The organism is Rhizobium sp. UFLA01-1127 (assembly GCF_059803845.1).
In genome coordinates, this window is sequence record NZ_JAUQTZ010000003.1 from 1 (window position 1) to 21,187 (window position 21,187).

The following is a 21,187-nucleotide window of genomic DNA, read 5'->3' on the forward strand; positions in this document are numbered from 1 at the left end:
GCGGAAGGCTGTGTAGCGGGACCGCATTGTGGCTGACATAGGCCGAAACGATTTTCACGCAACCGTCGAAGAAATACATCTTCGGCAGGGCTGGGTCTTTTCTCTCGCTGAAAGAATCCATGATTTTTTCCCGGACATCATTTGGTTCCTCGTGCGCCGCCACGCCCGAATTGCATCATGTGCAACATCCGCAAGCGGATGCTCCACCGTTTCAAGTCGCACCGTATTCCCAGCGTTCGATCCCCGGCTCGGATACCCGGGGCAGATAGCGTTCGCGCAGGGCGGGGCGGCAATCATGAATCGAAGGATCGCCGCATCGCACGAGACTTATCTGTTTCTCCTTGCCGTCGCTGCGTCGAATGGAAACGATGCAGCGACGGCAACCGGCGGATATCAGGCTGTCTTCACTTCGATCTTCTTTTCCGCCTTCTTTGCTTCGGCGGTCTTGGGCAGCATCACCGTCAGCACACCCTTGGCGAAATGTGCATCGATCTTGTCTACGTCGACGCCCTCGGGAAGCTGAAAGCTTCGCTGGAAGGAACCATAGCGGCGCTCCGAAAGATAATAATCCTTCTGGTCCTCTTTCTTTTCCTCACTCTTCTCACCCTTGATCGTCAAGGTGTGATTGGTGAGGCTTACCTCGACGTTTTTCTCGTCAAGGCCAGGAAGCTCGGCCGATATTTCATAGGCGCCATCCTTCTCGAGGAGGTCGATCGCTGGAGCGATCTGCCATTCTGCGTAGGATATCCGCGGAATTTCGAAACCGAACATCTTCGACGGCAAGCGCCAATCGAACGGATGAAAATCGTCGAAAAGGGCGTCAATCTCTTTGCGTAGACTTTGAAGGCGAGTCTGCGGTTCAGTTCTGGCAGCCCCGACAGATTTCTGGACAGGTAGTTTGGTAGCGGCTTCGGCCATGGCTAATCTCCTGGAATTGAACAGATTTCTACATGTCCGCCGCCACGGTCCCCAGCTTCCGGATTTTCCTGAAACGCTGGGCCGGAGAGCGACGGATCCTGCCGAATATCAACGCCAATGCGAGTTCATGGATTCGCCGTCGGCGTTTGGAAAATTTCCGCCGCATCGCGTTACCCAATCCGACATAATCAGCAGGAACTCCAGCAAATACCTTTCGGCATGTTCTCACATTGATGCGCGTCAAGTTCGGATACATCTCCGATCCGAAACGTGGTTCTATTGAGACAAGACTGGAATTCATGCGCCGAACTGTGCGACACTCCTGCAGGCGAAACATCCGGGAAGCCGAACCATGCGCGCCATGATCTTGGAAAGTGCCCACAAGCCGCTCAGCTTGGATGAGAACAAAGCCTTGCCGCTGCCTGGCAAACATCAAGTCCAGATCCGGGTCTGCGCATGCGGCGTATGTCGTACCGACCTTCATGTCGTCGACGGCGAGCTTACGCAACCGAAACTTCCCCTCGTTCCGGGACATGAGATCGTCGGCGTCGTAACCGCCCTGGGAGAAAAAGTTGCCAATATCCGCCTTGGCGACCGCGTTGGCGTACCCTGGCTTGGCTGGATATGCGGAGAATGCGCCTATTGCAAAAGCGGACGCGAAAATCTCTGCTCGGGCGCACGCTTTACAGGCTATCAGATTGACGGTGGATATGCGGAATACACCGTCGCCGACGAGCGCTTCTGCTTTCCTATTCCGGCTGGATTTACCGACGTCGAGGCTGCGCCGCTGCTTTGTGCCGGATTGATCGGCTATCGTGCGCTGAGGCTGGCGGGCGATGCGCCCAGGCTCGGTCTGTATGGTTTCGGAGCCGCGGCGCATATTGCGATCCAGGTCGCGCGCTATCGGGGACAGAAGGTTTACGCCTTTACAAAGCCGGCCGATACTGCAGGGCAGGCCTTCGCGCGTGAACTTGGCGCCGTCTGGGCCTCCGGTTCCGACGCGTTGCCACCTGAGCCGCTTGACGCCGCGCTGATCTTCGCGCCTGCGGGCGAGCTCGTCCCGGCAGCGCTTCGCGCCACTGCCAAAGGCGGTACGGTTGTTTGTGCCGGCATTCACATGACGGATATTCCGAGTTTTCCCTACAATATCCTCTGGGAGGAACGCGTCGTGCGGTCCGTCGCCAATCTGACCAGAAGTGACGGCGACGAATTTCTCGCCATCGCCGCCAAGATCCCCGTGCGTACCACAACCTCGCCCTTCCCGCTGAGCGATGCGAACGAGGCGCTGAAACAATTACGCGACGGAACGATCAAGGGAGCCGCCGTGCTTGTGCCGTAGCGATGGCGGAGTTCATGCCGAGCCCGAACGTCCGAGTGCGATCATCGTAGGTGAAAAGCTCCGCATATCGGCCCCAACCGATTGCCGCCCGCATGGTTTCCTCCGCGTCGCTCGGCTTCAGATGATCCTGCAACTCGAGCTCGAAGCGTTTGCGCGGAGCACGATGTTCGTCACGCTCATCGAGGATCTGATGGATATGCGCGACCAGCGGCACAAACCGCAGCAGATGTTCCTTGAAAAGACGCTTGCGCTGCTCGGCGTCGCTTTCCGCGAATACCCGACCGGACGCAGTGAGCCTTATGGCGCCATCCTCCAATTCGGCAAACTCGAGGATATGCAGGGCAGCAGCAATAGCGAACAGGCTTTTCATCTCCAGCCTCAGAAACGCCGCGATCTTTGCCAGTTCCGCATGGTCTTCGTAAGAAGAATGCAGCGTCTCGATAAAGCCGATAAGGCGGCTGATCGCAATATCAGGCAGGATCTGAGCCAATCCGCCGTGAACCTGCCCCTGGGCGGTGATCGATTGGGCGAGCCTTGCCGTGAGGATCGAATATATCTCATCCACGATCGTGCGAAACGCCGCATCCATTCGATTGCGCGGCTGCTCCAGCGGCACCGGAACTTCCGCAACAATGTGGGCAGGATGCGCACCGAGAACCAGGATGCGGTCGCACATCAGGACTGCTTCTTCGATATTATGCGTGACCATCAGCACTGCCTTCGTGCATAGCTGGTGACCGGCCCACAAATCGAGGAAATCCGTTCTCAAGGTCTCCGCAGTGAGAACATCCAGAGCCGAGAAAGGCTCGTCCATCAGCAGCAGCAGCGGATTGCTGACCATCGCGCGGGCAAAGCCGACCCTTTGACGCATTCCACCTGAAAGCTCGCGCGGGAAAGCCGATTGGAAGCCGCTGAGACCGATTTGATCGATGGCGGACAACGCCCGGCGGCGTGCCTCGTCATCCGTGAGACCGGCCGCATCGAGACCCAATTCGACATTGTCGAGAACGGTCAGCCATGGGTAGAGCGCAAAGCTCTGAAACACGACCGCTATACCCTCGGCGGGGCCGGATAAAGCACGGCCTCGATAAAGAACCTCCCCCGAATTCGGCTGGATCAGCCCGCCGGCTATACGCAGCAATGTTGACTTTCCCGAACCGGAACGGCCGAGCAAACCAAGGATCTCCCCTTCGTGAAGCGAGATGCTGATATCGTTCAGCACGCGCAACGCTTCACCGGAAGGCTTGGCAAAATCCATGCAGATATTCCTGAGTTCGATAATGGGCATAGCTGCGTCGACAGACATGTTTCCTCTCAATCAAGCCGCATGTGGCGTTCGGCAAGGGCATGTAGAGGGCGCCACAGCAGCCGGTTCACGGTGATGACCAGCACCGACATGACTGCGATTCCAAGGGCGATGTGCGGATAGTCGCCTGTGTCGGTCATCTGCGCTATGTATGCGCCAAGACCACCGGCGCTCAGTCTGTCCGGCCCCCAGCTGGCGACTTCGGAAACGATGCTCGCATTCCAGGCTCCGCCCGCAGCCGTGACGGCGCCCGTCACATAATAGGGGAAAATGCCGGGCAGCATGACTTTCCGCCACCAGCGCCATGGACGGAGGCGGAAGCTTTTCGCCGCTTCGCGCAGATCGTTGGGAAATGCGCTGGCTCCAGCGATGACGTTGAAAAGAATATACCACTGCGTACCCAGGATCATCAGCGGGCTCAGCCAAATCCCGGGAGCAAGATCGAACCGCACAATGATATGGACCGCAACAGGGAACAGTAAATTTGCCGGAAAGGCAGCAAGGAACTGCGCGATCGGCTGGATCCGCTCCGTCAACTTCGGACGAAGCCCGATCATAACGCCTATGGGTACCCAGACGACGCTGGCAAGCGCGACCAGCACAAGGACGCGGGATAGCGTAATGCCACCGTTGATTATCGCGACCGCGATGTCTTTCCATGACAGGGAGTGCTGCGCAAGTTGCGCGAGTTCGAAGATGGCATAGCCGATGAGCGAAAGGACGATGCCGTGCCAAATACCATCCGCAACGCGCGCCGCAGGCCGAAAGCGCGACAATCCAACCAGGCCTCGGGGAACACTGAGACGGGCTCGCGTAACTCTTCTCAAGGCGGCGACGATGGGAATCGACAGCCGACGGAGAAGGGCCGATCGATGAAACATGTCAAGAACCCAGCTTTGCGGAACTGTCTGCGCGGCGGATTGTTCAAACCGGAACTTGTCGGCCCAGGCTACCATCGGCCGGAACAGGAGCTGATCGCAAAGAAGGATCGCAATCGTCATGGCGACGATCGCCCATCCCACCGCTGCCAGATTGCGCTCCTCGATCGCCCGCGCCACATACGATCCGACGCCAGGGAGCATTATCTGAAACTTGCCGATCGATATGGCCTCCGAAGCGACGACGAAAAACCATGCTCCCGACATCGACATCATCATGTTCCAGACAAGGCCCGGCATTGCGAATGGGATCTCAAGGCGCCAGAAACGCTGCCACGCCGAAGCGCGGAAACTGCGGCTGACTTCATCCAGATCTGCAGGAATGGTGGTTAGGGACTGATAGAAGCTGAACGCCATGTTCCAGGCCTGGCTGGTGAAGATCGCAAAGATCGCTGCCAGTTCCGGACCAAGCAAATTGCCCGGAAAAAGCGATAGGAAGAAAAGGGCGGTGAACGATAGATAGCCAAGGATCGGAACCGATTGAAGCATGTCGAGGATTGGAATGAGCACCATCCCGGCCCGGCGGCTCTTGGCTGCCAATGTCGCATATGTGAATGTGAAGATTAAGGATGCAGCAAGTGCGGCCAACATCCGCATTACCGTATTCAATGTATAAAGGGGTAGAACCAGCGGTGACAGCGAGATCTCGATCCCACCGTCTACAGGAAACGGACCGACCATCTGCCAGGCTCCGAAGCCGAGAAGGGTTGCGACGGCAGACAGGAGGATCACGGCAAGAAGATCGCGCCAGCCTGGTATTCGCTGCCGCCAAATGCCGTCTCCAAACTTTTCAACGCGGCGCTCCATTGCCCTCTCCTGCCCGATATTCTTCCTGAGGAAGCAAGTTCGGTCATTGACCGCAATCAAGGCGACGGCATGGGAACCGACCCACCTTGCCGGCACTGTTGTCTTCTATAGCGCTAGCCGGGAATGAACATACTAACGGCGGCAATGCCCATGATGGCTGTCGCGATCCAGCCGAGAATTATGATTGACCGAGGAGCCGTGAAATCGCCCATAACCGTTTTGCTCGACGCAAGGAGAATGACCACGACCATCAGGGGCACGGCCACTACGCCGTTGATGACCGCACTCCAAAATAGTGCCTTCATGGGGCTGATCGGTGAATATTGAATAATCATCCCCGCAAGCACACTGATTGCTATCACACCGTAAAAGCCGCGCGCATCGCTGAATTTCAGTTCGAGCCCTTCCTTCCACCCCATGGCCTCGGAAAGCGCGTATGCCCCCGAGCCCGCCAGAACGGGAACTCCGATCAGACCGACGCCAAGAATGCCGAGTGCGAACAAAAGAAAGGCAAAATCACCTGCAAGCGGCCTCAGCGCACTTGCGGCCTCGGCCGCCGTATTGATGTCGGTAATGCCGGCCACGTTCAGGGTCATGGCGGTGGCCAGGATGATAAAATAAGCCGCTATGTTGGAATAGAACATGCCGCTCCACGTATCCCAGCGAATGCGCCGCAATTCCGCATCGGCGTTGGGCTTGTCCGCGATAAGAGAGACGCCGCCCCATCGCCGCTCCATGTCTTCCACTTCTTCCGACGCCTGCCAGAAAAACAGATACGGGCTGATGGTGGTGCCAAAGACGCCCGTGACCACCGCTGCAGCATCTGAACCAAGTGGGAACTTGGGCCAGATCGTTCTCAGGCCGACCTCGCGCCAGGGAACATGGACCGTGAACAGAACTGCCGCGTAGGCAAGCAGCGACAGGGTCAACCATTTCAGAAATACGACATAGCGATGATAGGGAATGAAAACCTGAAGCAGCAAGGTAGAAACGACGAAGAATATGGTCATGGCATGACGGTTGAAACCGGTGACCAATTCTGCGACTTCACCCATGGCGGCGACGTCGGCCGCGATATTCAGGATATTGGCAAGAAGAAGGAGAAGCACCACACCTCGAAGTACGGCGGGCGGAAAGGCAAGCTTGATGTTGGCTGCCAGCCCCTTGCCCGTCACCCGGCCGATACGGGCACACATGGATTGAATCGCTGCCATCAACGGAAATGTCAGAGGCATGGTCCACAGCATATTGAGCCCGAATTGCGCTCCGGCCTGGGAATAGGTTGCGATCCCGCTCGGGTCGTCATCGGCAACGCCTGTGACAAGACCCGGCCCGACACGCGCAAGCGGATGCTCCTTCAAACGAGACCAGAGGAGATCGCCGATCCTTGTGCGCCGTGTCTGAGCAGTATCTTCGGAAGATGCCATATGCGCCCTGTCTCCAGTTTAACAAAATCAGTGAGCTTCATCGAAATCCGAACGACGATGGATGGATACTGAACATGGACCTCCGAAATGCCGGAACCCGGTTTCCTCCAGCCGATCAATTTCGCCGTTTACGAGCCGGCCCAGGCAAGCTCGCGTCGGCCCTGGAGCGCTCCAACTGCCGCTCAGCATTACTTTTCGCGCAGGGCGGAGCATTGCGCTGGATCAAGAAGACATTGAGCGCCGTCAGCTTTTCCATCGAATGACCGGTATGCGCAGGCAAGATAGCAGGCGATCAACCAGGAAATCATTGCCGAGGCGACCGTTGCTGACGGAAGACACGGACAGCGCATCAAGCGAATTTGCGCTCGTTTGATCGCGGTCAATGCCGGTCCTCCCGCCGTCAAGCTATGTTGCCTGCAGTCCTATTCCGCCTTGCATCGCTGAAAAGAGATGCAGATGCGACTCGATATTGGAGACAAACGATGACTCATGAACCTGTCATCACGCGAAATGAGGAGGCGCTCCTTGCCGGTGCGGGTTGCGCACCGGCAAGGAATGAGCGATGCGATTTTCGCCTCATCCGCCTGGACAACTCGCGATGGCAGTTTGAGGCTGTTTCTCCGCGCGCTGAAACATGGATACGGGAAACTCTATCGTATCCCCTGACGCAATCCTTTGCCGGCGGTATCGTAGTTGACGTGTTGGGCGCCGACCGGCTGCTCAAGGAGGCGCATGCAAAGGGGCTAAGGACAGAATTTACCTGTTGCTCAGGCACGGACATGATTTAGAGGACGTGCCATGTATACACGTATTATTTGTGCGATCGGGCTCGGATCTCGCGAACGCGCTGAGCATATTCTGCGAACATCGTATTCCTTGTTGGCGCCCGGCGGTGAGTTGACCGTTGCACATGTCGTCGAACGTTTCCCCGCCGGGCAACAAAGCCCTGACGGCTGGGCGATTTCGGTGATAGGCGAGGCCGAGGAGAAACTAAGCGCATTGTGCAAGCGCCTCGACATACCGGCGTTTATCCATGTCCGCTCAGGCCCAGCATCGCGAACGCTCTTGAAGATCGCCGATGAGAGGGAAGCGGATCTGATCGTCGTCGCCGCTCACGTCACCGACATATTCGATCGCATATTCGGCTCGACGATCGACCATATCGTACGGCACGCCCGATCCTCCGTGCTCATCGATCGGATCGCCAAAGGTCAGGACGACAAAGCGGGCTTCTAGATTCAACGGCCATTTGATTGCCGTCAAAGCGAGCGATGAAAATAGCGGATATCTCTTTATCAACGATTTCGCCGAGGTGCTTGGCCTATATCGTCAGATAAAGCGAGGAAGCGATCATGCTTATTCATGCAGTCATGACATCGCCTGCAATTGCCGTTCGACCTGAGACGCCGATTGCGGAAGCTGCGAAAATAATGCTCGACAACCACATCAGCGGCCTCCCGGTCGTCAATGCTGACGGCGATCTGGTCGGAATCGTCAGCGAAGGAGACTTCGTCCGCCGTGCGGAACTTCGCACCGAACGCAAGCGCTTCTGGCTGCTGGATTTCCTGACTAGCCCCGGAAAGCTCGCGGACGAGTATGTTCTCACCCACGGCCGCACGACAGAGGAGGTCATGACTTGCGACGTCGTCACGGTAAAGCCGACGACAATGCTGGCCGAGGCGGTCGATCTGATGGAAAAACATCATGTGAAACGCCTTCCTGTCGTGTCACGCGGCAAGCTCGTGGGAATCGTGTCTCGTTCGGATCTTTTGAAAACACTCACCCAATATCTTCCCGCCCCGCTTTCGAACGCAAAGGATCGGGAAATTGAGGCGGCGATCATAAACGAACTGGCGGCTCAGAGCTGGGGGCGCGGCGGCTCAATCCGCGTAAAAGTCGTAGACGGAATAGCCGAGCTTTCGGGTGGAATACTCGACGAGCGCGAACGTCTCGCAGCAAAGGTCGCAGCCGAAAACACTCCGGGCGTGCGCGCCGTCTCCGACCAGCTTGTCTACATCGATCCTCTCATCGGTATCGGCATCGTCTGACGCGCAGGGATGGAACGAAATCGGCCAGCGCTGCCTTATCGGCAACGCCGGCCGCATCTTATTCAAGATGGATCAAGATGTATTTGCCGCGGCAATGGCTATCCTGTGATGCTTTTGTCCTTCGTTTGCATTTGCATGCGGCACGGCGCATGGATCAAGGCAGGTGCTTCGATCCAGCGGCAGCCGATGTCATTGCAGTGAAATCAGAGTTTGCGCAGCCGCACGGCTGCGCAAGAGGATCGGGAGGGACACAAAATATTCCCGGGCAGATCGACTCATGGCTGGTGCTGCCTCGAGGCCTCAGCGCCCCATCAGAAGCGGCAGGTTTGAATGTTCAAGCATTGCCCGTGTGACTCCGCCAAAAATTCTCTCCCGCATTCTGGAATGGCCGTAGGCACCCATGACAAGCAGATCGGCGCCAATATCCGTGCCGTGCCGTTGCAGTGCGGCATCGATTGATCGCGTGCCGCTCGCGATGACATCCACCGACACATCGATCCCGTGGCGAGCGAGGTAGGCCGCAATATCGGCGCCCGGTTCCTCACCCTGCAGACCGGGCAAGGCAACGGGGTCAACCATCGCAATGTGCACCCGCGCTGCCGACTTTAGCACGTCGAGTGCCTGATGGACCGCGCGGCCGGCTTCATAGCTGGAATCCCAGGCAACCATCACCGTCCGGGGCGGCCATGCGAGCGAATAATCCTTCGGCACGATCAGGGCCGGCGTCGGAGCGTGAAACAACGCGCCATCGATCGCAAAACCTCTGAGATCCTCGTCCGCCACCACGTCCCCACCGATGAGCGTGATGTCGGCATATAGCGCCCGTTGTCCAAGCAGATCCGAGGCCCAGGGAAAATCGCAGAAGAATTCCTGTATTTCATGGGATATGCCCGCGGAGGCGAGCTTCGTCCTAGCCGAAGCGACCTTGTCGTTCAGAGCCGCGGTCTCACGTTCGCGCTCGTTGATCCAGATGCTTGCCGCGTCATCCGCATATCCACTGTAAGGCGGCATCGCGCCAAACGCGACGACGACGAGAACAAGGTGAGCTCCCGTGACATCGCTTAACGAAATGGCTGTTTGCAGATCCTTATCGTCGTGACGTGCGGCGATGACACTGAGAATTGTTTTGCATGACATGATTTCTGGCCTCCGCTGATGGGACGATCGAAGGTTATGCAGTTCATGTCGCCGCAGCATTGATCGGCGTCAACAACCGGCCGGCAAACGGCTCATCATATCAATTTTCGCACCTCATCCGTCTTACTTGCGGAGATTGACGCCGATCAATGTCCGGCATCATGAATCGGATGAAATGCCAAGCGTGATCTGGACAGCGGCTGCTTTATCGGGAGTGATGACCATGCGGGCACGAGATATCATGACAACCAAGGTTATCACGATCGATGCCTGCGCCAATGTCAGCCATGCAATCCGCTTGATGATCGACAATCACATCAGCGGCCTGCCGGTGGCGGACGAGTTTGGCCGCATCTGCGGGATGGTGACGGAAGGCGACCTGCTGGCGCGTTGTGAAAACGACCCTCCGTCGCGAATACGTGACGATTCGGAGCAGCCTGTTTGCGATATCCGGCAATATATCAAGATCAATGCCTGGCGCATTAGCGACGTGATGACTCCGAATATCGTGGCGGTCACACCGGATGCACCGGTCTCGATTATCGCAAAGCTTATGGCTGCTCATAACATCAAGCGTGTTCTGGTTCTTGACCAGGGTCATCTGACAGGCCTTGTGAGCCGCCGCGATCTTCTACGCGTCATCACCAGCAGGAAGCCGGATATCGTGGCGACCGGCGACGACGCACTCAAGTTGGCGATCGCCACGCGGTTGAAAACCGAATTGGGCCTCGCCGGCGACCGGATCGACGTGGCGGTTCGAAACTCGCAGATCTCGATAACGGGAAATATCGATTCCGAACTTCAGCGCCAGGCGATCAAAGTCCTTATCGAACACATCAATGGTACCAACGGCTTCATCGATGGGCTGCACGTGGCACCGCGAACTGCCTGAGCTCCACGTAACTGCCTGCCCCGCGACAGAGCCTGGCCAATCGGCATCCCGATAGCATATGTATCGATCATCATAGATGATCGACCGTCTCACATAGGCTGATATCATCGGCCGAGTTTGCCAAATACGGTCAAATTTACCTGTATATGAACTTTATCAATCCAGTGATTTTCGGAAGCGGATTACACTCAGAGCCAACATGCCTGCTCCCAAAGCAGCCATACCCGATAATTGCGGCCAGAGAACTTCGATTGCAACACCTTTAAGAAATATGGAACGGATGACGACAAGAAAATAGCGAAGCGGATTGATGAACGTCAGCCACTGCAGGACTTTTGGCATTGCCGATATCGGAAATGCAAAGCCAGACAGAATGAACAGGGGATTGATCAGAAAGAATGTCAACGCGAAGGCCTGCTGCTGCGTGTAGGAAAAAGTAGACAACAGCAAGCCAAGTCCAAGGGCGGATAGCAGGAACAGACACGCGCTGAATAGCATCAGCCAAAAGCTGCCGACAAAGGGGATATGGAACCAGACGACGCCGATCACTCCGACGAGCAGGATATCGCCCAAACCGATCAGAAAGAACGGTATGGTTTTGCCAAGAATGAACTCGACCGGACGGATAGGGCTTACCATCACCTGCTCCAGAGTCCCAACCTCCCGCTCACGCACGATTGCAAAGGCCGTAAGGCTGACGACCTGCATCAATGTCAGCGTGCCGATCACCCCTGGTATGAAGAACCAGCGATCGTCCAGGCTCTCATTGAACCAAGGACGCTCCTGCAGCGACAGATTGACGGTCGCCGGAGCGCCCCTGGCAGGCGCCAGCATCGAGGGATCGCCAAGATCTGTCTCGAATCTTGATACGATCTGCCCGACATAGCCCAAGGCAATCAGGGCGGTGTTGGAATTCGTGCCGTCCACGACAACCTCCAGGGGCGCCGATTGGCCGTTTTGCAGCGCTTGTGCGAAGCCGGCATGGATGAGAATCGCAACGGTCGCGCGGCCGGTATCGATGGTGCGCAAGATCTCCGTTTCACTATCGCTGCGATCGATGATGTAAAAGCGCCCGGTTGCGACAAAGTGGGAAATGAGATTGCGGCTGGCCTGGCTTCGATCGAGATCCAGAACCGCCATGGCGGCATGATTGACGGTGAAGGTTGCCGCATAGCCATAAACGATCACCTGGATCACCAGCGGCACGACCAGGCGAAATATCGCCCACGGATCCCGGCGCAGCTCCAGGAATTCCTTCATCAACATCACCTGCAGGCGGTCAAACATATTGTCAGTCCAATCGTTTGCGGAATGCGGTGGCCGCCAGATAGCCGATCGCTGCCGTGAAGATCACCAGCGCCAGAACAGGCGCGGCAAGATCTTCGATCGGCGATCCCTTGAGAAAGACGTCGCGCAGGATGCTGACATAATATCGTGCATAAACGAGGAAGGTGACGGCCTGGACGGCAGCGGGCATCTGATCGATAGGGAAAGTGTAGCCCGAAAGCATCGTCGTCGGCAGCAGCGTCAAAATCAATGCGACCTGACTTGCTCCCAGCTGACTGCGAATGCGCACCGAAAGAAGGTATCCAATCCCCAAAACCACGACGGCAAACAGTGCCGTCGTGACCGCGAGCGTAGCAAGGCTGCCGCGGAATGGCACTTCGAACCAATAGACCGCAACGAGAAGACAGAAAATCGCATCCGCCAAGGCGATTGCGAAATAGGGCACGAGCTTGCCTAACATGACCTCCATCGCCGTAACGGGTGTCGAGATCAATTGCTCCATCGTTCCCCGCTCCCATTCGCGGGAGATTGTAAGCGACGTCAGTTGCGCGCCGACGGAGGCCATGATGATGGCGACGACGCCCGGGATGATGAAATTGCGGCTATCGAGGCCTTCATTGAACCAGGCACGCGAACGCAGGTCTACCTGATCGACCTTCGTCTGCCCAAGACCGCGAGCAGCGGCCCAGCGCCGCTTGAAATCGGCACTCGCCTGAGCGACGATACCATTGACATAGCCGGTGGCGATATTGGTGGTATTGGCGTCCGTACCGTCGAAAATCGCCTGCACGGATGCCTGACCCGTCACATTCAGGACACGGGAAAAATCGACGGGGATAATCACCACAGCTCTGCAGACATTGCTGTCGATCGCCTTGCGAACGGCATTGTCGCTATCGACGAGATGAACGGTATCGAACCAGCCGGAGGCTGTAAAGCGATTGACGAGCTCGCGGCTCAACTGGCTTCTCTCCTGGTCGAAAACGCACAAGGGAACGTGTCTTACGTCCAGACTTACCCCATAGCCCAGCAGCGCCATTTGCATGAACGGCAAGAACAATGCGATTGCGAGGCTGCGCGGATCACGCCATATCTGCAATGCTTCCTTATAGGCGATGGCAACGACGCGGCGCATTTTCATGGATGAGCACCCTGCTCGTGTGAGACAAGCTGAACGAAAACATCTTCCAGACTCGCTGCGATGCGATGGGCCGGCGTTGCCTGAATGCCCTCAGCCTGGAGCAGCAATGCAAAGTCGGGGACTGCCTGACCCTCCCGCAGCAATATATGCAATCTGTCCCCAAAGATGGCAGCATCTACGACCTCGGGAATAGCACGGATCGCTGCCAGTGCGGCGCCCAGGGGTTGACATGCAAGCTCAAAAAGCTCCCCGCCCAACCGCTGTTGCCGCAGTTCGCCGGGACTGCCGATCGCAATCAGCCGACCGGCGTTGATGAGAGCGATGCGATTACAGTATTCCGCCTCGTCCATGTAGTGCGTCGATACGAGAACGGTGACACCCAGCCCGGCGAGTTCGTGAATGAGATCCCAAAACCGCCGCCGCGCTTCCGGTTCGACGCCGGATGTCGGCTCGTCCAGAAACAGGACCGGCGGGCGGTGCAGGATCGCGCAGCCGAGCGCCAAGCGCTGCTTCCAGCCCGCAGCCAGAGTGCCGACCAGGCTATTTTCCCGGCCCCGCAGTCCAGCCATGGCGACAGCAGCCGCCAGGCGATCGCTCAGATCGTGTCGCCGCACATGATACATGCCCGCAAAGAAGCGCAGGTTCTCCCAGACCGTAAGATCGTCGTACAGGGAGAATTTTTGCGACATGTAGCCGATGTGGGCGCGGACCTTCTCCGGTTCTCGGCCGACATCGAAGCCCCCTACCCACGCCCTTCCCGAGCTTGGATGCAGGAGGCCGCACAACATGCGGATCGTCGTCGACTTGCCTGCGCCATTGGGGCCGATGAATCCGACGATCTCACCCTTGCCGATACTGAGGCTCACGCGGTCGACTGCCGTAAAGGCGCCAAACCGTTTGGTCAGATCGACAACCTGAACGGCCGGCACGTCACCTTTTGAGGCGATGGAACTCACGACGGTTCTCCCGCATTCAGCAGCGCAACGAACACATCCTCGATCCCCGGCTCGACAACGCCGAGTTCGGCACTCATACCTTTCTCAGCCAGCAGATCCCGTATTTCGGCGATACGTCGCGTCGCGTCGTCCACATGAACGTGAACGCGGTCGCCCATCAGCAACATGCCCAGCACGCCAGAGGCGCCCGTCAATATCGCACGCACCTCGCGCGGATTGTCTGAAATGATGGCCAGGAGCGCACCGGGCATGAGCCGCTTCAACCGGTCCGGAGTATCGCAATGGGAAATGGACCCCGTATGGACCAGGGCCAGCCGCGAACAGCGCTCGGCCTCGTCCATGTAGGCCGTCGACAACACGATGGTTACACCGCTCTCGCGCAGGCCGTAAAGAATACCCCAAAAGTCACGGCGCGAGACGGGATCGACGCCGGTCGTCGGTTCGTCGAGCAGAAGAACCTGAGGCGTGTGGATGAGTGCGCACACGAGCCCGAGCTTTTGTTTCATGCCGCCGGAAAGCTTCCCCGCCAGCCGTTGCTCAAACGCATCGAGACCGGCTGCCGCCATCAATTCGCGGCCGCGGGCTCGGCGCTCCCTGCGCGGCACTCCGAACAGATCGGCGTAAAAACCGATATTTTCGGCGACAGTCAGATCTTCGTACAGACCAAAACGCTGCGGCATGTAGCTGATACGCGCCTTGGCGGCCTCGGGATCGCCGACAACGTCGGTGCCGCCGATGCGGATTGCGCCGCAATCAGGGGCAAGTATGCCCGCCAGCATACGCATGATGGTCGTCTTACCTGCCCCGTCCGGCCCGACAAGGCCGAATATTTCCCCACGGGCGACCTGGAAACCAACCTTTTGCACCGCCTTCATCACACCGAAACTGCGGCTGAGACCGTCTACGGAGATGACGATGTCCGCCGCGTCGGAAATCATTGCCGCTCCGCCTTTATGGATATTGCGGCGTCTGCGGGCATTCCCGGCAGGAGGATGTGGTTCGGATTGTCGATATCGATACGAACGCGATAAACCAGCGTCACGCGTTCGGCATGGGTTTCGACAGTCTTCGGCGTAAATTCCGCCTTGGGCGAAATAAAGCTTATGCGACCGCGATAAGTCCTGCCGGGATAGGTGTCCGTGGTCACGTCGACCGGCGCCCCGAGGCGCACTTTGCCGACATCCGGCTCGTTGAGATAGGCTCTCAGCCAAATGTGGTCGAGATCGGCAAGCGTAAAAATGGCAACCCCGGGAGCCGCCAGCTGACCGAGCTCGGCTTCGCGGACGGCAATGACGCCGGTGAATGGTGCGTGAAGCATCGTGTAGGCCAAAGTGGTTTCATCAAGTTCCACCCTCGCCTGCGCAGTCCTGACGTTTTCATTGGCAAGCCGGATGTTCGCCGCCGCGACATCCATCAGTGATTGATCGCGTGCCAGGAGAGCGGACGATTGCTGCTTTGCCGTCAAAGCCAGGTCTCTGTCCTGCTGCGACACCGCATCACTTTTGACAAGCTGCTCGGCACGAGCATATTCCCGCTGCTTTCCGGCAAGATCGAATTCGTCGCTGGCGACAATATGTTGAGCGGCATCCAGATTGCTCTGCCCGACGGAGACCTGCGCGATCGCCGCTTTTAAGGCCGAACGATCGATGTCTGCCTGCTGCCGATAGAAGCGGTCGTCAACGCGGGCAAGGATATCTCCCGACCGAACGGTCTGCCCCTCGTTGAAAGGCAGTTCAACGATCGGAGCCTGTATCTGCGTAAAACTCAATGTGCTCTCATGAGCCTCTATGTTCCCGGAAACAAGCACGGTATCGGCAACGGCCGGTCGGCCGAAAAAGGCTTCGCCGATAGGCTGGCGATACCATATCGCCACCGCACCGATCGCAACCACGATTGCCGAAGCAATAAGAAGCCTTTGGCGGCGGGGTCGCAAAACTGCATTGGAATTATCTTTGCTTTCCGGCGGGGCCGTACGCGGCATCTCTCGCCGCATGGCCGGCGCCAGCCCCTCGGGTTCCGTGGGTACTGGCGAGGATGATGCCGTCTGCTGCGATATGACCTCGGTCACACCATCTTGTCGATCATGGGCTTCGATGCTCATCGGTCACCTCTCATGATCATTGTTATAGGTGACCTTCGTCGATCGACTTTGACATACGTCAACCTCTTGACATCCGCGCCTTTTGCCAATGACGAGTGGAAGCTCGATATCTATCAAGGCTCCGGAATTATCCGTTTGCCAATTTGATTCAGCGCAAGGTCGATCTGCGCAGCCCCGGACAAGATGCAAAATGTCAATTCCAGCCACGGGTGTCAGCGCCACACTCGGGGAGAACGGCGCGGTAGATTGATCCGCGCTGCGCATACAACGGCGCGTACCGGTTCGGTTTCACCGTCCGAGTACCCAAAGCGGATTGAGCGAAATACCATTTGAACAGGAGACCGCCATGTCGGAAGAAAAGTGGAATATTACGACGCGGGAAGGTCTGCAGGTGACAGTCAGACCTGCAGATCTCGAAGACGAAGGCCTGATGATCGAGCTTTTCGATCATGTCAGCCCGCAGGATCTGCGCTTCCGCTTTCTGTCGGCGATCAAGCATGTTTCGAGAAAGCAGATTGCCGACCTGATCGGAGTGGATCACAACGCCATAGAAAGCTATCTCGCTTTTATCGGCGGCAGCGAAATCCCTGTCGCGACGGCAGTGCTGGCTTGCGATCACAAAAAGAAGCGCGGCGAAGTTGCCGTCACCGTGCGGAGCGACTTCAAAGGCCATGGCCTCGGCTGGGGACTTTTAAACCTGATGGTGCAGGAAGCCAGACTACGCGGCTTGGAAAAGATCGAGTCGGTGGAAGACAGAAGCAATTATGACACGATTGAACTGGAAGAGAATATGGGTTTCAAGGCTGAACCCTGCCCCGACGATCCCGTGCATCTCCTATTGTCGAAGTCACTGACCGCTTGAGATCGCGATTGACGAGCCGATGACGGACCCGCATCGGCTCCCGCCAACTTCAGGCGGGAGCCGTATCGATCGGCAGCATGGGTGATGGCTCTGGCACGTCAAATCGCGCTGGCGCCACATCTCGGAGCGGGATGCCGATAAGTGTCAGGGGATTTTGGGTAGCATCCGGCTGACTTCTTGATTTGAAAGCGGATTCAGATCGTGGGTCGATTCGACCTGAAATCATCCGGCTCTAGTGATGGCGTTGTCCAATGATGCTGCCGCCATCATTCACCACATCATCATCTGCCGCTTGAAGCGCAAGAGCCGTCCGGCTGAGGATCTTTATGCCGTGACGGTTGCATAGGCTGATGATGCCCTTCTTGGACAATCTGGTCATCGTCCGCGATACCGTTTCGATTGTCAGCCCCAAATAGTCGGCGATATCGAGACGCGTCATGGGCAGCGTGATCATTCCATGCGCTCCTCCCCGCGCCTCATCGCACCGCAACTGATGCAAGAGGAAACTGGCAAGGCGTTCTTCAGCGCTCTTGCATGACAGCAGCACCATTTGGTCCTGAGCCGCGGCAACTTCGTCGCAGACTCTCGAAAATGCCAGGGGCCGAAGCTGCGGGGATGTGGCGAGCTCCTCTTCGAAGGATCCCTTGCCGACCCGCCGAAAGGCAACTTCGTCGATCGCCTCGGCACTATAGAGATATCGGTTCCTGAACGAAACGCCCACGACATCACCGCTTCTGAGAAAGCCGGTAATGACGCGCCGGCCGTCTGACAGCAGCCGGCAAATTCGAAGGTTTCCCTCAACCAGGGAAAAAATGTGTTTGGCCGGATCACCTTCGAAGAAGAGAACTTGTCCCGGCCGCGCGTGCTCGAGAGGCTGCCGGCAAAATATGCTGTTGAAGTCCGACAGTCCGGTGGCAGCCGACCTGTCGCCCTTCACGTCCGGAACCAGATGCAGATTGCCCGTCATCATACCAGCCACTCCTCTGCTTCGATGAGGAACAGTTGACAATTCTCGCGTAACAGGGAAACGCCAGATATGTGCTAACTCGTGCTAATTTGTAACTGAGTGTAACAGCGCCGGATCAGCGGTCGCCGAGGGATCGGGCTGCGGCCGGCGTAAGGCAGTGTAGCAAGCCGTGATTCCAACGCTCGCGGAAAGGCAGATCGTCAAGCTGGTCGAGTATGTCGGGCGACCAGGTCCATACGCGCATGAAATCGCAACCCAAAACGATCGCCCGGCGTTTGGCCTCGCGAAAAAGCAGATCCGCTATGGTTTTTTCGTCCAGAACGCTACCGGCAATCAAGATCGGAATATCCATGAGCCTATGTGCTACTGGATGGGTGCATACGGAGGAGAGGGTCATCCCACGCACGTAACCGACACAGTCGGTTGCCACGATAATCGTCCAGCGGCCCTGCCCGGCAACGACTTGCCAGCGCTCGATGCTCATCTGCGGACTGAAAGCTCGAAGAAGGGCAAAAGCCGGCACAATCTGACCTGTCCTCATGGGACCGAGTGCGTAATCGTCTTGCATCCCGCCTCGCTCATGGTTGATCCGCCGATGAATAATGAAAATCAGTCTGGACGATTTGCGTCATTGCGGCAGATCAATGTTGTGCCTGCATATTGCGGCAAGCTCCGAACTCATCGATCACCATTTGCGTATGGACGGAGATTTCCATGGATAAGCTTATGCGGGCTGCAGTCGTAAAGGAATTCGGCAAGCCTTTGACTATCGAACAGGTGCCGGTGCCACAGCCGGGTGCGGGTGAGATTCTCGTCAAGGTCAAGGCTTGCGGCGTCTGTCACACCGATCTGCATGCCGCCGATGGCGATTGGCCGGTGCGTCCAAGCCTGCCTTTTACTCCAGGGCATGAGGTGGCGGGTATCGTCGCCGCCGTTGGGCCGGGCGTCACAAACGTGAAGGAAGGTGACCGCGTCGGTGTCGCATGGCTCCATGATGCTTGTCTTCGATGTGAATATTGCGAGACCGGATGGGAAACGTTGTGCGATCATCAGCACAATACCGGCTATAGCTGTGATGGGGGCTTTGCCGACTATGTCATCGCCGACGCAGCTTTTGCAGCCCAGCTTCCCAACCATGTGGAGTTCGCCGAAATTGCGCCGATCTTGTGCGCCGGCGTCACGACATACAAGGGGCTGAAGGAAACCGAAGCGCAGCCCGGCGAATGGGTGGCAATCTCCGGCGTCGGCGGCCTCGGGCACGTCGCAATCCAATACGCCAAGGCGATGGGGTTGAAGGTCATCGCCCTCGACATAACCGCGGCAAAGCTCAATCTCGCACGGATGGCCGGCGCCGACATCGCCATCAACGCGACCTTGCCGGACACCCTATCGGAAGTGACAAAAGTCACCAACGGCGGCGCTCATGGAGTACTTGTAACGGCTGTGTCGCCGATGGCGTTTTCTCAGGCCCTGTCGCTGGTGCGCAAGAAGGGAACGGTCAGTCTGGTTGGCCTGCCGCCGGGCCGGTTCGCCACCCCGATCTTCGACGTGGTGCTCAAGCGCATCACGATTCGAGGATCGATCGTCGGAACGCGCCGAGATCTCGACGAAGCGATCGTCTTTGCCGCAGATCGCAAGGTCAAGGCCGCCATTCATCGCGCCCCTCTTGAAGATATCAACAAGGTGTTTGCCGATCTGAAAGAGGGGCGCATCGACGGACGCGTCGTTCTGGATATGGACATGCGAGCCGCAGGCGAGAAAACGGCTGCCAAACAGCTCTATGCCTGAAAGAACGGAAGCGCTCGCATTCAAGCAAGGCAACATCGAAACCGTTGCCTTGCTTGCCGAAGCGGCACTCGCTTGGATGCGTGCCGACGATCGGAAAGGGAGTATAGGATTCGCTGCAGCTGACGAAGGCCGCAGCGGCTTCGAATTTTACGATGCAGGGCGCCAAGCGCGGGCAATATCTATTTTTATGGCCAATCGAACTTTCGGTTCGTCACGCGGACTTTGATTGAGGTCAAGGCGCTGCTGCCGCATCGGCACGATCATCTTGAAGTGATCAGCCGTGTTTCATCCGTCGAGATAAAGGGGCGGGCCATGACCTTCAAATCCATTCTCGTCCATTTCGACATTGATGCCTGCCCACAAAAGCGCGCTGAGTTCGTGTTCGAATTGGCGAATGGGTTCGATGCCGAACTGCAATGCGTGTCGTCTGCAGAGCCGCTGTCCCCGTTCGCTGCGGGGCGCAGCGCCGCATTGAGCATGAATATCATGCGCCGGGACGTGGCTGCCATCGAGGCGCGCCAGCGTGATCTGCATGAACACATCATGCAGCACGGGCCATTCCGAAATCATGTCGAATGGCGCGCTGAGATCGCAGATCCGACAACAACGATCATCGAGCGGGCGTGCTGCGCTGACTTGATCGTACTGTTTCGCCTTGACAAAGGACAGGCAGACGATCGCCAGAGAACCGCTGACCAAGGTGCGGTGTTGCTGGCCGCTGGCCGTCCCCTCCTGATCCCTTCCCCGACCATGGAGGGTCTCAAGACACATACAATCGTCGTTGCCTGGAAAGACACAAGGGAAACACGACGCGCGGTCGCAGACGCATTACCCCTATTGCGGCAGGCACAGGACGTCGTGCTGCTCACCGTGCTGGAAACTGGCGGGAACGCTGATCCGCCACGGGATGCGATGCATAATCTGCAACGGCATAATGTGAAGGTGAGAAGCATCGTGGAGCCGATGCAGCCGGCCAGCATCGGAGAAACGATTGTCGATGTCGCTACAAAAATCGAGGCTGATCTGATCGTCGCCGGCGGCTACGGGCATAGCCGTTTCAGGGAATGGATACTCGGCGGCGCCACGCAGCATCTGCTTCAGCATTGTCCGCTGCATCTCCTTTTATCCAACTGAAGAGGTAGCCGAACAGGGAAGTGTCGAACCGAGATGTCAGATGATCGCCTGTAAGGCTTAGGACCGATATGAGCGCCTGGAGCCATTCCAGGAAAAGTGCCCTGCAGTTTTCCATCCGGAATTGCATGAAAACAAAGGG

19 protein-coding genes are annotated in these 21,187 nt (G+C 57.5%); 7 read left to right on the top strand and 12 right to left on the bottom strand.

The genetic code is table 11. From position 1 onward, the window contains the following. Positions 1–393: 393 nt before the first annotated feature. Positions 394–918, bottom strand: a complete 525-nt coding sequence (locus Q4Q11_RS01235; protein ID WP_112510716.1) for an Hsp20/alpha crystallin family protein — start codon at positions 916–918, stop codon at positions 394–396. Between the two features lie 352 nt (positions 919–1,270). Here Q4Q11_RS01235 and Q4Q11_RS01240 point away from each other — a divergent pair, with 352 nt between their 5' ends. Further along, positions 1,271–2,257, top strand: a complete 987-nt coding sequence (locus Q4Q11_RS01240; RefSeq protein ID WP_498568307.1) for a zinc-dependent alcohol dehydrogenase family protein — start codon at positions 1,271–1,273, stop codon at positions 2,255–2,257. On the opposite strand, the gene Q4Q11_RS01245 is transcribed toward Q4Q11_RS01240, so the two are convergent. From Q4Q11_RS01245 to Q4Q11_RS01255, 3 genes are all read right to left on the bottom strand, one after another. Next, complete coding sequence (locus tag Q4Q11_RS01245; RefSeq protein WP_498568308.1) at positions 2,229–3,563, bottom strand: ABC transporter ATP-binding protein; 1,335 nt, start codon at positions 3,561–3,563, stop codon at positions 2,229–2,231. The genes Q4Q11_RS01240 and Q4Q11_RS01245 overlap by 29 nt on opposite strands. Before the next feature lie 8 nt (positions 3,564–3,571). Continuing rightward, the gene (locus Q4Q11_RS01250; protein WP_498568309.1) at positions 3,572–5,308 is read right to left on the bottom strand and encodes an ABC transporter permease; all 1,737 of its coding nucleotides are present in this window, start codon (positions 5,306–5,308) and stop codon (positions 3,572–3,574) included. Between the two features lie 113 nt (positions 5,309–5,421). After that, complete coding sequence (locus tag Q4Q11_RS01255; RefSeq protein ID WP_498568378.1) at positions 5,422–6,669, bottom strand: NRAMP family divalent metal transporter; 1,248 nt, start codon at positions 6,667–6,669, stop codon at positions 5,422–5,424. A gap of 864 nt (positions 6,670–7,533) precedes the next feature. On the opposite strand from Q4Q11_RS01255, the gene Q4Q11_RS01260 reads away from it, so the two are divergent. Both Q4Q11_RS01260 and Q4Q11_RS01265 read left to right on the top strand, forming a co-directional pair. Further along, positions 7,534–7,971, top strand: coding sequence for a universal stress protein (locus Q4Q11_RS01260; RefSeq protein ID WP_498568310.1), 438 nt, complete (start codon positions 7,534–7,536; stop codon positions 7,969–7,971). A gap of 116 nt (positions 7,972–8,087) precedes the next feature. Beyond that, a complete protein-coding gene (locus tag Q4Q11_RS01265; protein WP_498568311.1) occupies positions 8,088–8,783 on the top strand; it encodes a CBS domain-containing protein in 696 nt (231 codons plus the stop codon). Between the two features lie 300 nt (positions 8,784–9,083). On the opposite strand, the gene Q4Q11_RS01270 is transcribed toward Q4Q11_RS01265, so the two are convergent. Then, positions 9,084–9,920, bottom strand: a complete 837-nt coding sequence (locus Q4Q11_RS01270) for a universal stress protein (RefSeq protein WP_498568312.1) — start codon at positions 9,918–9,920, stop codon at positions 9,084–9,086. Between the two features lie 241 nt (positions 9,921–10,161). Here Q4Q11_RS01270 and Q4Q11_RS01275 point away from each other — a divergent pair, with 241 nt between their 5' ends. Continuing rightward, on the top strand, positions 10,162–10,812 hold the full coding sequence (locus Q4Q11_RS01275; RefSeq protein ID WP_498568313.1) for a CBS domain-containing protein: 651 nt from the start codon (positions 10,162–10,164) through the stop codon (positions 10,810–10,812). Between the two features lie 156 nt (positions 10,813–10,968). On the opposite strand, the gene Q4Q11_RS01280 is transcribed toward Q4Q11_RS01275, so the two are convergent. Genes Q4Q11_RS01280 through Q4Q11_RS01300 form a run of 5 tightly spaced genes read right to left on the bottom strand, consistent with a single transcriptional unit; the run spans position 10,969 to position 16,297 of the window. Beyond that, a complete protein-coding gene (locus Q4Q11_RS01280; protein WP_498568314.1) occupies positions 10,969–12,099 on the bottom strand; it encodes an ABC transporter permease in 1,131 nt (376 codons plus the stop codon). 4 nt (positions 12,100–12,103) lie between these two features. After that, positions 12,104–13,240 carry an ABC transporter permease gene (locus Q4Q11_RS01285; protein WP_113215130.1) on the bottom strand — a complete coding sequence of 379 codons (1,137 nt, stop codon included), beginning with the start codon at positions 13,238–13,240 and terminating at the stop codon, positions 12,104–12,106. Further along, complete coding sequence (locus Q4Q11_RS01290; protein ID WP_498568315.1) at positions 13,237–14,196, bottom strand: ABC transporter ATP-binding protein; 960 nt, start codon at positions 14,194–14,196, stop codon at positions 13,237–13,239. The genes Q4Q11_RS01285 and Q4Q11_RS01290 overlap by 4 nt, the downstream gene beginning before the upstream one ends. Next, a complete protein-coding gene (locus tag Q4Q11_RS01295) occupies positions 14,193–15,134 on the bottom strand; it encodes an ABC transporter ATP-binding protein (RefSeq protein ID WP_498568316.1) in 942 nt (313 codons plus the stop codon). The genes Q4Q11_RS01290 and Q4Q11_RS01295 overlap by 4 nt, the downstream gene beginning before the upstream one ends. Further along, positions 15,131–16,297, bottom strand: coding sequence for an HlyD family secretion protein (locus Q4Q11_RS01300; protein ID WP_498568317.1), 1,167 nt, complete (start codon positions 16,295–16,297; stop codon positions 15,131–15,133). Before Q4Q11_RS01300 ends, Q4Q11_RS01295 begins: the two co-directional genes overlap by 4 nt. A 346-nt stretch (positions 16,298–16,643) precedes the next feature. Between Q4Q11_RS01300 and Q4Q11_RS01305 the strand changes: the two genes are divergently transcribed. Then, positions 16,644–17,159, top strand: a complete 516-nt coding sequence (locus tag Q4Q11_RS01305; protein ID WP_112510680.1) for a GNAT family N-acetyltransferase — start codon at positions 16,644–16,646, stop codon at positions 17,157–17,159. A gap of 232 nt (positions 17,160–17,391) precedes the next feature. Here Q4Q11_RS01305 and Q4Q11_RS01310 read toward each other — a convergent pair whose 3' ends face one another. Further along, positions 17,392–18,129 (bottom strand): helix-turn-helix domain-containing protein, encoded by a 738-nt coding sequence (locus tag Q4Q11_RS01310; protein WP_498568318.1) that lies wholly within the window; start codon positions 18,127–18,129, stop codon positions 17,392–17,394. A gap of 112 nt (positions 18,130–18,241) precedes the next feature. After that, on the bottom strand, positions 18,242–18,694 hold the full coding sequence (locus tag Q4Q11_RS01315) for a hypothetical protein (RefSeq protein WP_498568319.1): 453 nt from the start codon (positions 18,692–18,694) through the stop codon (positions 18,242–18,244). A 146-nt stretch (positions 18,695–18,840) separates the two neighbouring features. Here Q4Q11_RS01315 and adhP point away from each other — a divergent pair, with 146 nt between their 5' ends. Continuing rightward, positions 18,841–19,914 (top strand): alcohol dehydrogenase AdhP, encoded by a 1,074-nt coding sequence (gene adhP / locus Q4Q11_RS01320; RefSeq protein WP_498568320.1) that lies wholly within the window; start codon positions 18,841–18,843, stop codon positions 19,912–19,914. A 222-nt stretch (positions 19,915–20,136) separates the two neighbouring features. After that, positions 20,137–21,048, top strand: a complete 912-nt coding sequence (locus Q4Q11_RS01325; protein WP_498568321.1) for a universal stress protein — start codon at positions 20,137–20,139, stop codon at positions 21,046–21,048. Positions 21,049–21,187: the final 139 nt, after the last annotated feature.

What these genes read in the sequence shown, in the direction of transcription:
- Q4Q11_RS01235 (WP_112510716.1), bottom strand. Translation starts at nt 918, where the DNA reads ATGGCCGAAGCCGCTACCAAACTACCTGTCCAGAAATCTGTCGGGGCT.
- Q4Q11_RS01240 (WP_498568307.1), top strand. Translation starts at nt 1,271, where the DNA reads ATGCGCGCCATGATCTTGGAAAGTGCCCACAAGCCGCTCAGCTTGGAT.
- Q4Q11_RS01245 (WP_498568308.1), bottom strand. Translation starts at nt 3,563, where the DNA reads ATGTCTGTCGACGCAGCTATGCCCATTATCGAACTCAGGAATATCTGC.
- Q4Q11_RS01250 (WP_498568309.1), bottom strand. Translation starts at nt 5,308, where the DNA reads ATGGAGCGCCGCGTTGAAAAGTTTGGAGACGGCATTTGGCGGCAGCGA.
- Q4Q11_RS01260 (WP_498568310.1), top strand. Translation starts at nt 7,534, where the DNA reads ATGTATACACGTATTATTTGTGCGATCGGGCTCGGATCTCGCGAACGC.
- Q4Q11_RS01265 (WP_498568311.1), top strand. Translation starts at nt 8,088, where the DNA reads ATGCTTATTCATGCAGTCATGACATCGCCTGCAATTGCCGTTCGACCT.
- Q4Q11_RS01270 (WP_498568312.1), bottom strand. Translation starts at nt 9,920, where the DNA reads ATGTCATGCAAAACAATTCTCAGTGTCATCGCCGCACGTCACGACGAT.
- Q4Q11_RS01275 (WP_498568313.1), top strand. Translation starts at nt 10,162, where the DNA reads ATGACAACCAAGGTTATCACGATCGATGCCTGCGCCAATGTCAGCCAT.
- Q4Q11_RS01280 (WP_498568314.1), bottom strand. Translation starts at nt 12,099, where the DNA reads ATGTTTGACCGCCTGCAGGTGATGTTGATGAAGGAATTCCTGGAGCTG.
- Q4Q11_RS01285 (WP_113215130.1), bottom strand. Translation starts at nt 13,240, where the DNA reads ATGAAAATGCGCCGCGTCGTTGCCATCGCCTATAAGGAAGCATTGCAG.
- Q4Q11_RS01295 (WP_498568316.1), bottom strand. Translation starts at nt 15,134, where the DNA reads ATGATTTCCGACGCGGCGGACATCGTCATCTCCGTAGACGGTCTCAGC.
- Q4Q11_RS01300 (WP_498568317.1), bottom strand. Translation starts at nt 16,297, where the DNA reads ATGAGCATCGAAGCCCATGATCGACAAGATGGTGTGACCGAGGTCATA.
- Q4Q11_RS01305 (WP_112510680.1), top strand. Translation starts at nt 16,644, where the DNA reads ATGTCGGAAGAAAAGTGGAATATTACGACGCGGGAAGGTCTGCAGGTG.
- Q4Q11_RS01310 (WP_498568318.1), bottom strand. Translation starts at nt 18,129, where the DNA reads ATGATGACGGGCAATCTGCATCTGGTTCCGGACGTGAAGGGCGACAGG.
- Q4Q11_RS01315 (WP_498568319.1), bottom strand. Translation starts at nt 18,694, where the DNA reads ATGCAAGACGATTACGCACTCGGTCCCATGAGGACAGGTCAGATTGTG.
- adhP (WP_498568320.1), top strand. Translation starts at nt 18,841, where the DNA reads ATGGATAAGCTTATGCGGGCTGCAGTCGTAAAGGAATTCGGCAAGCCT.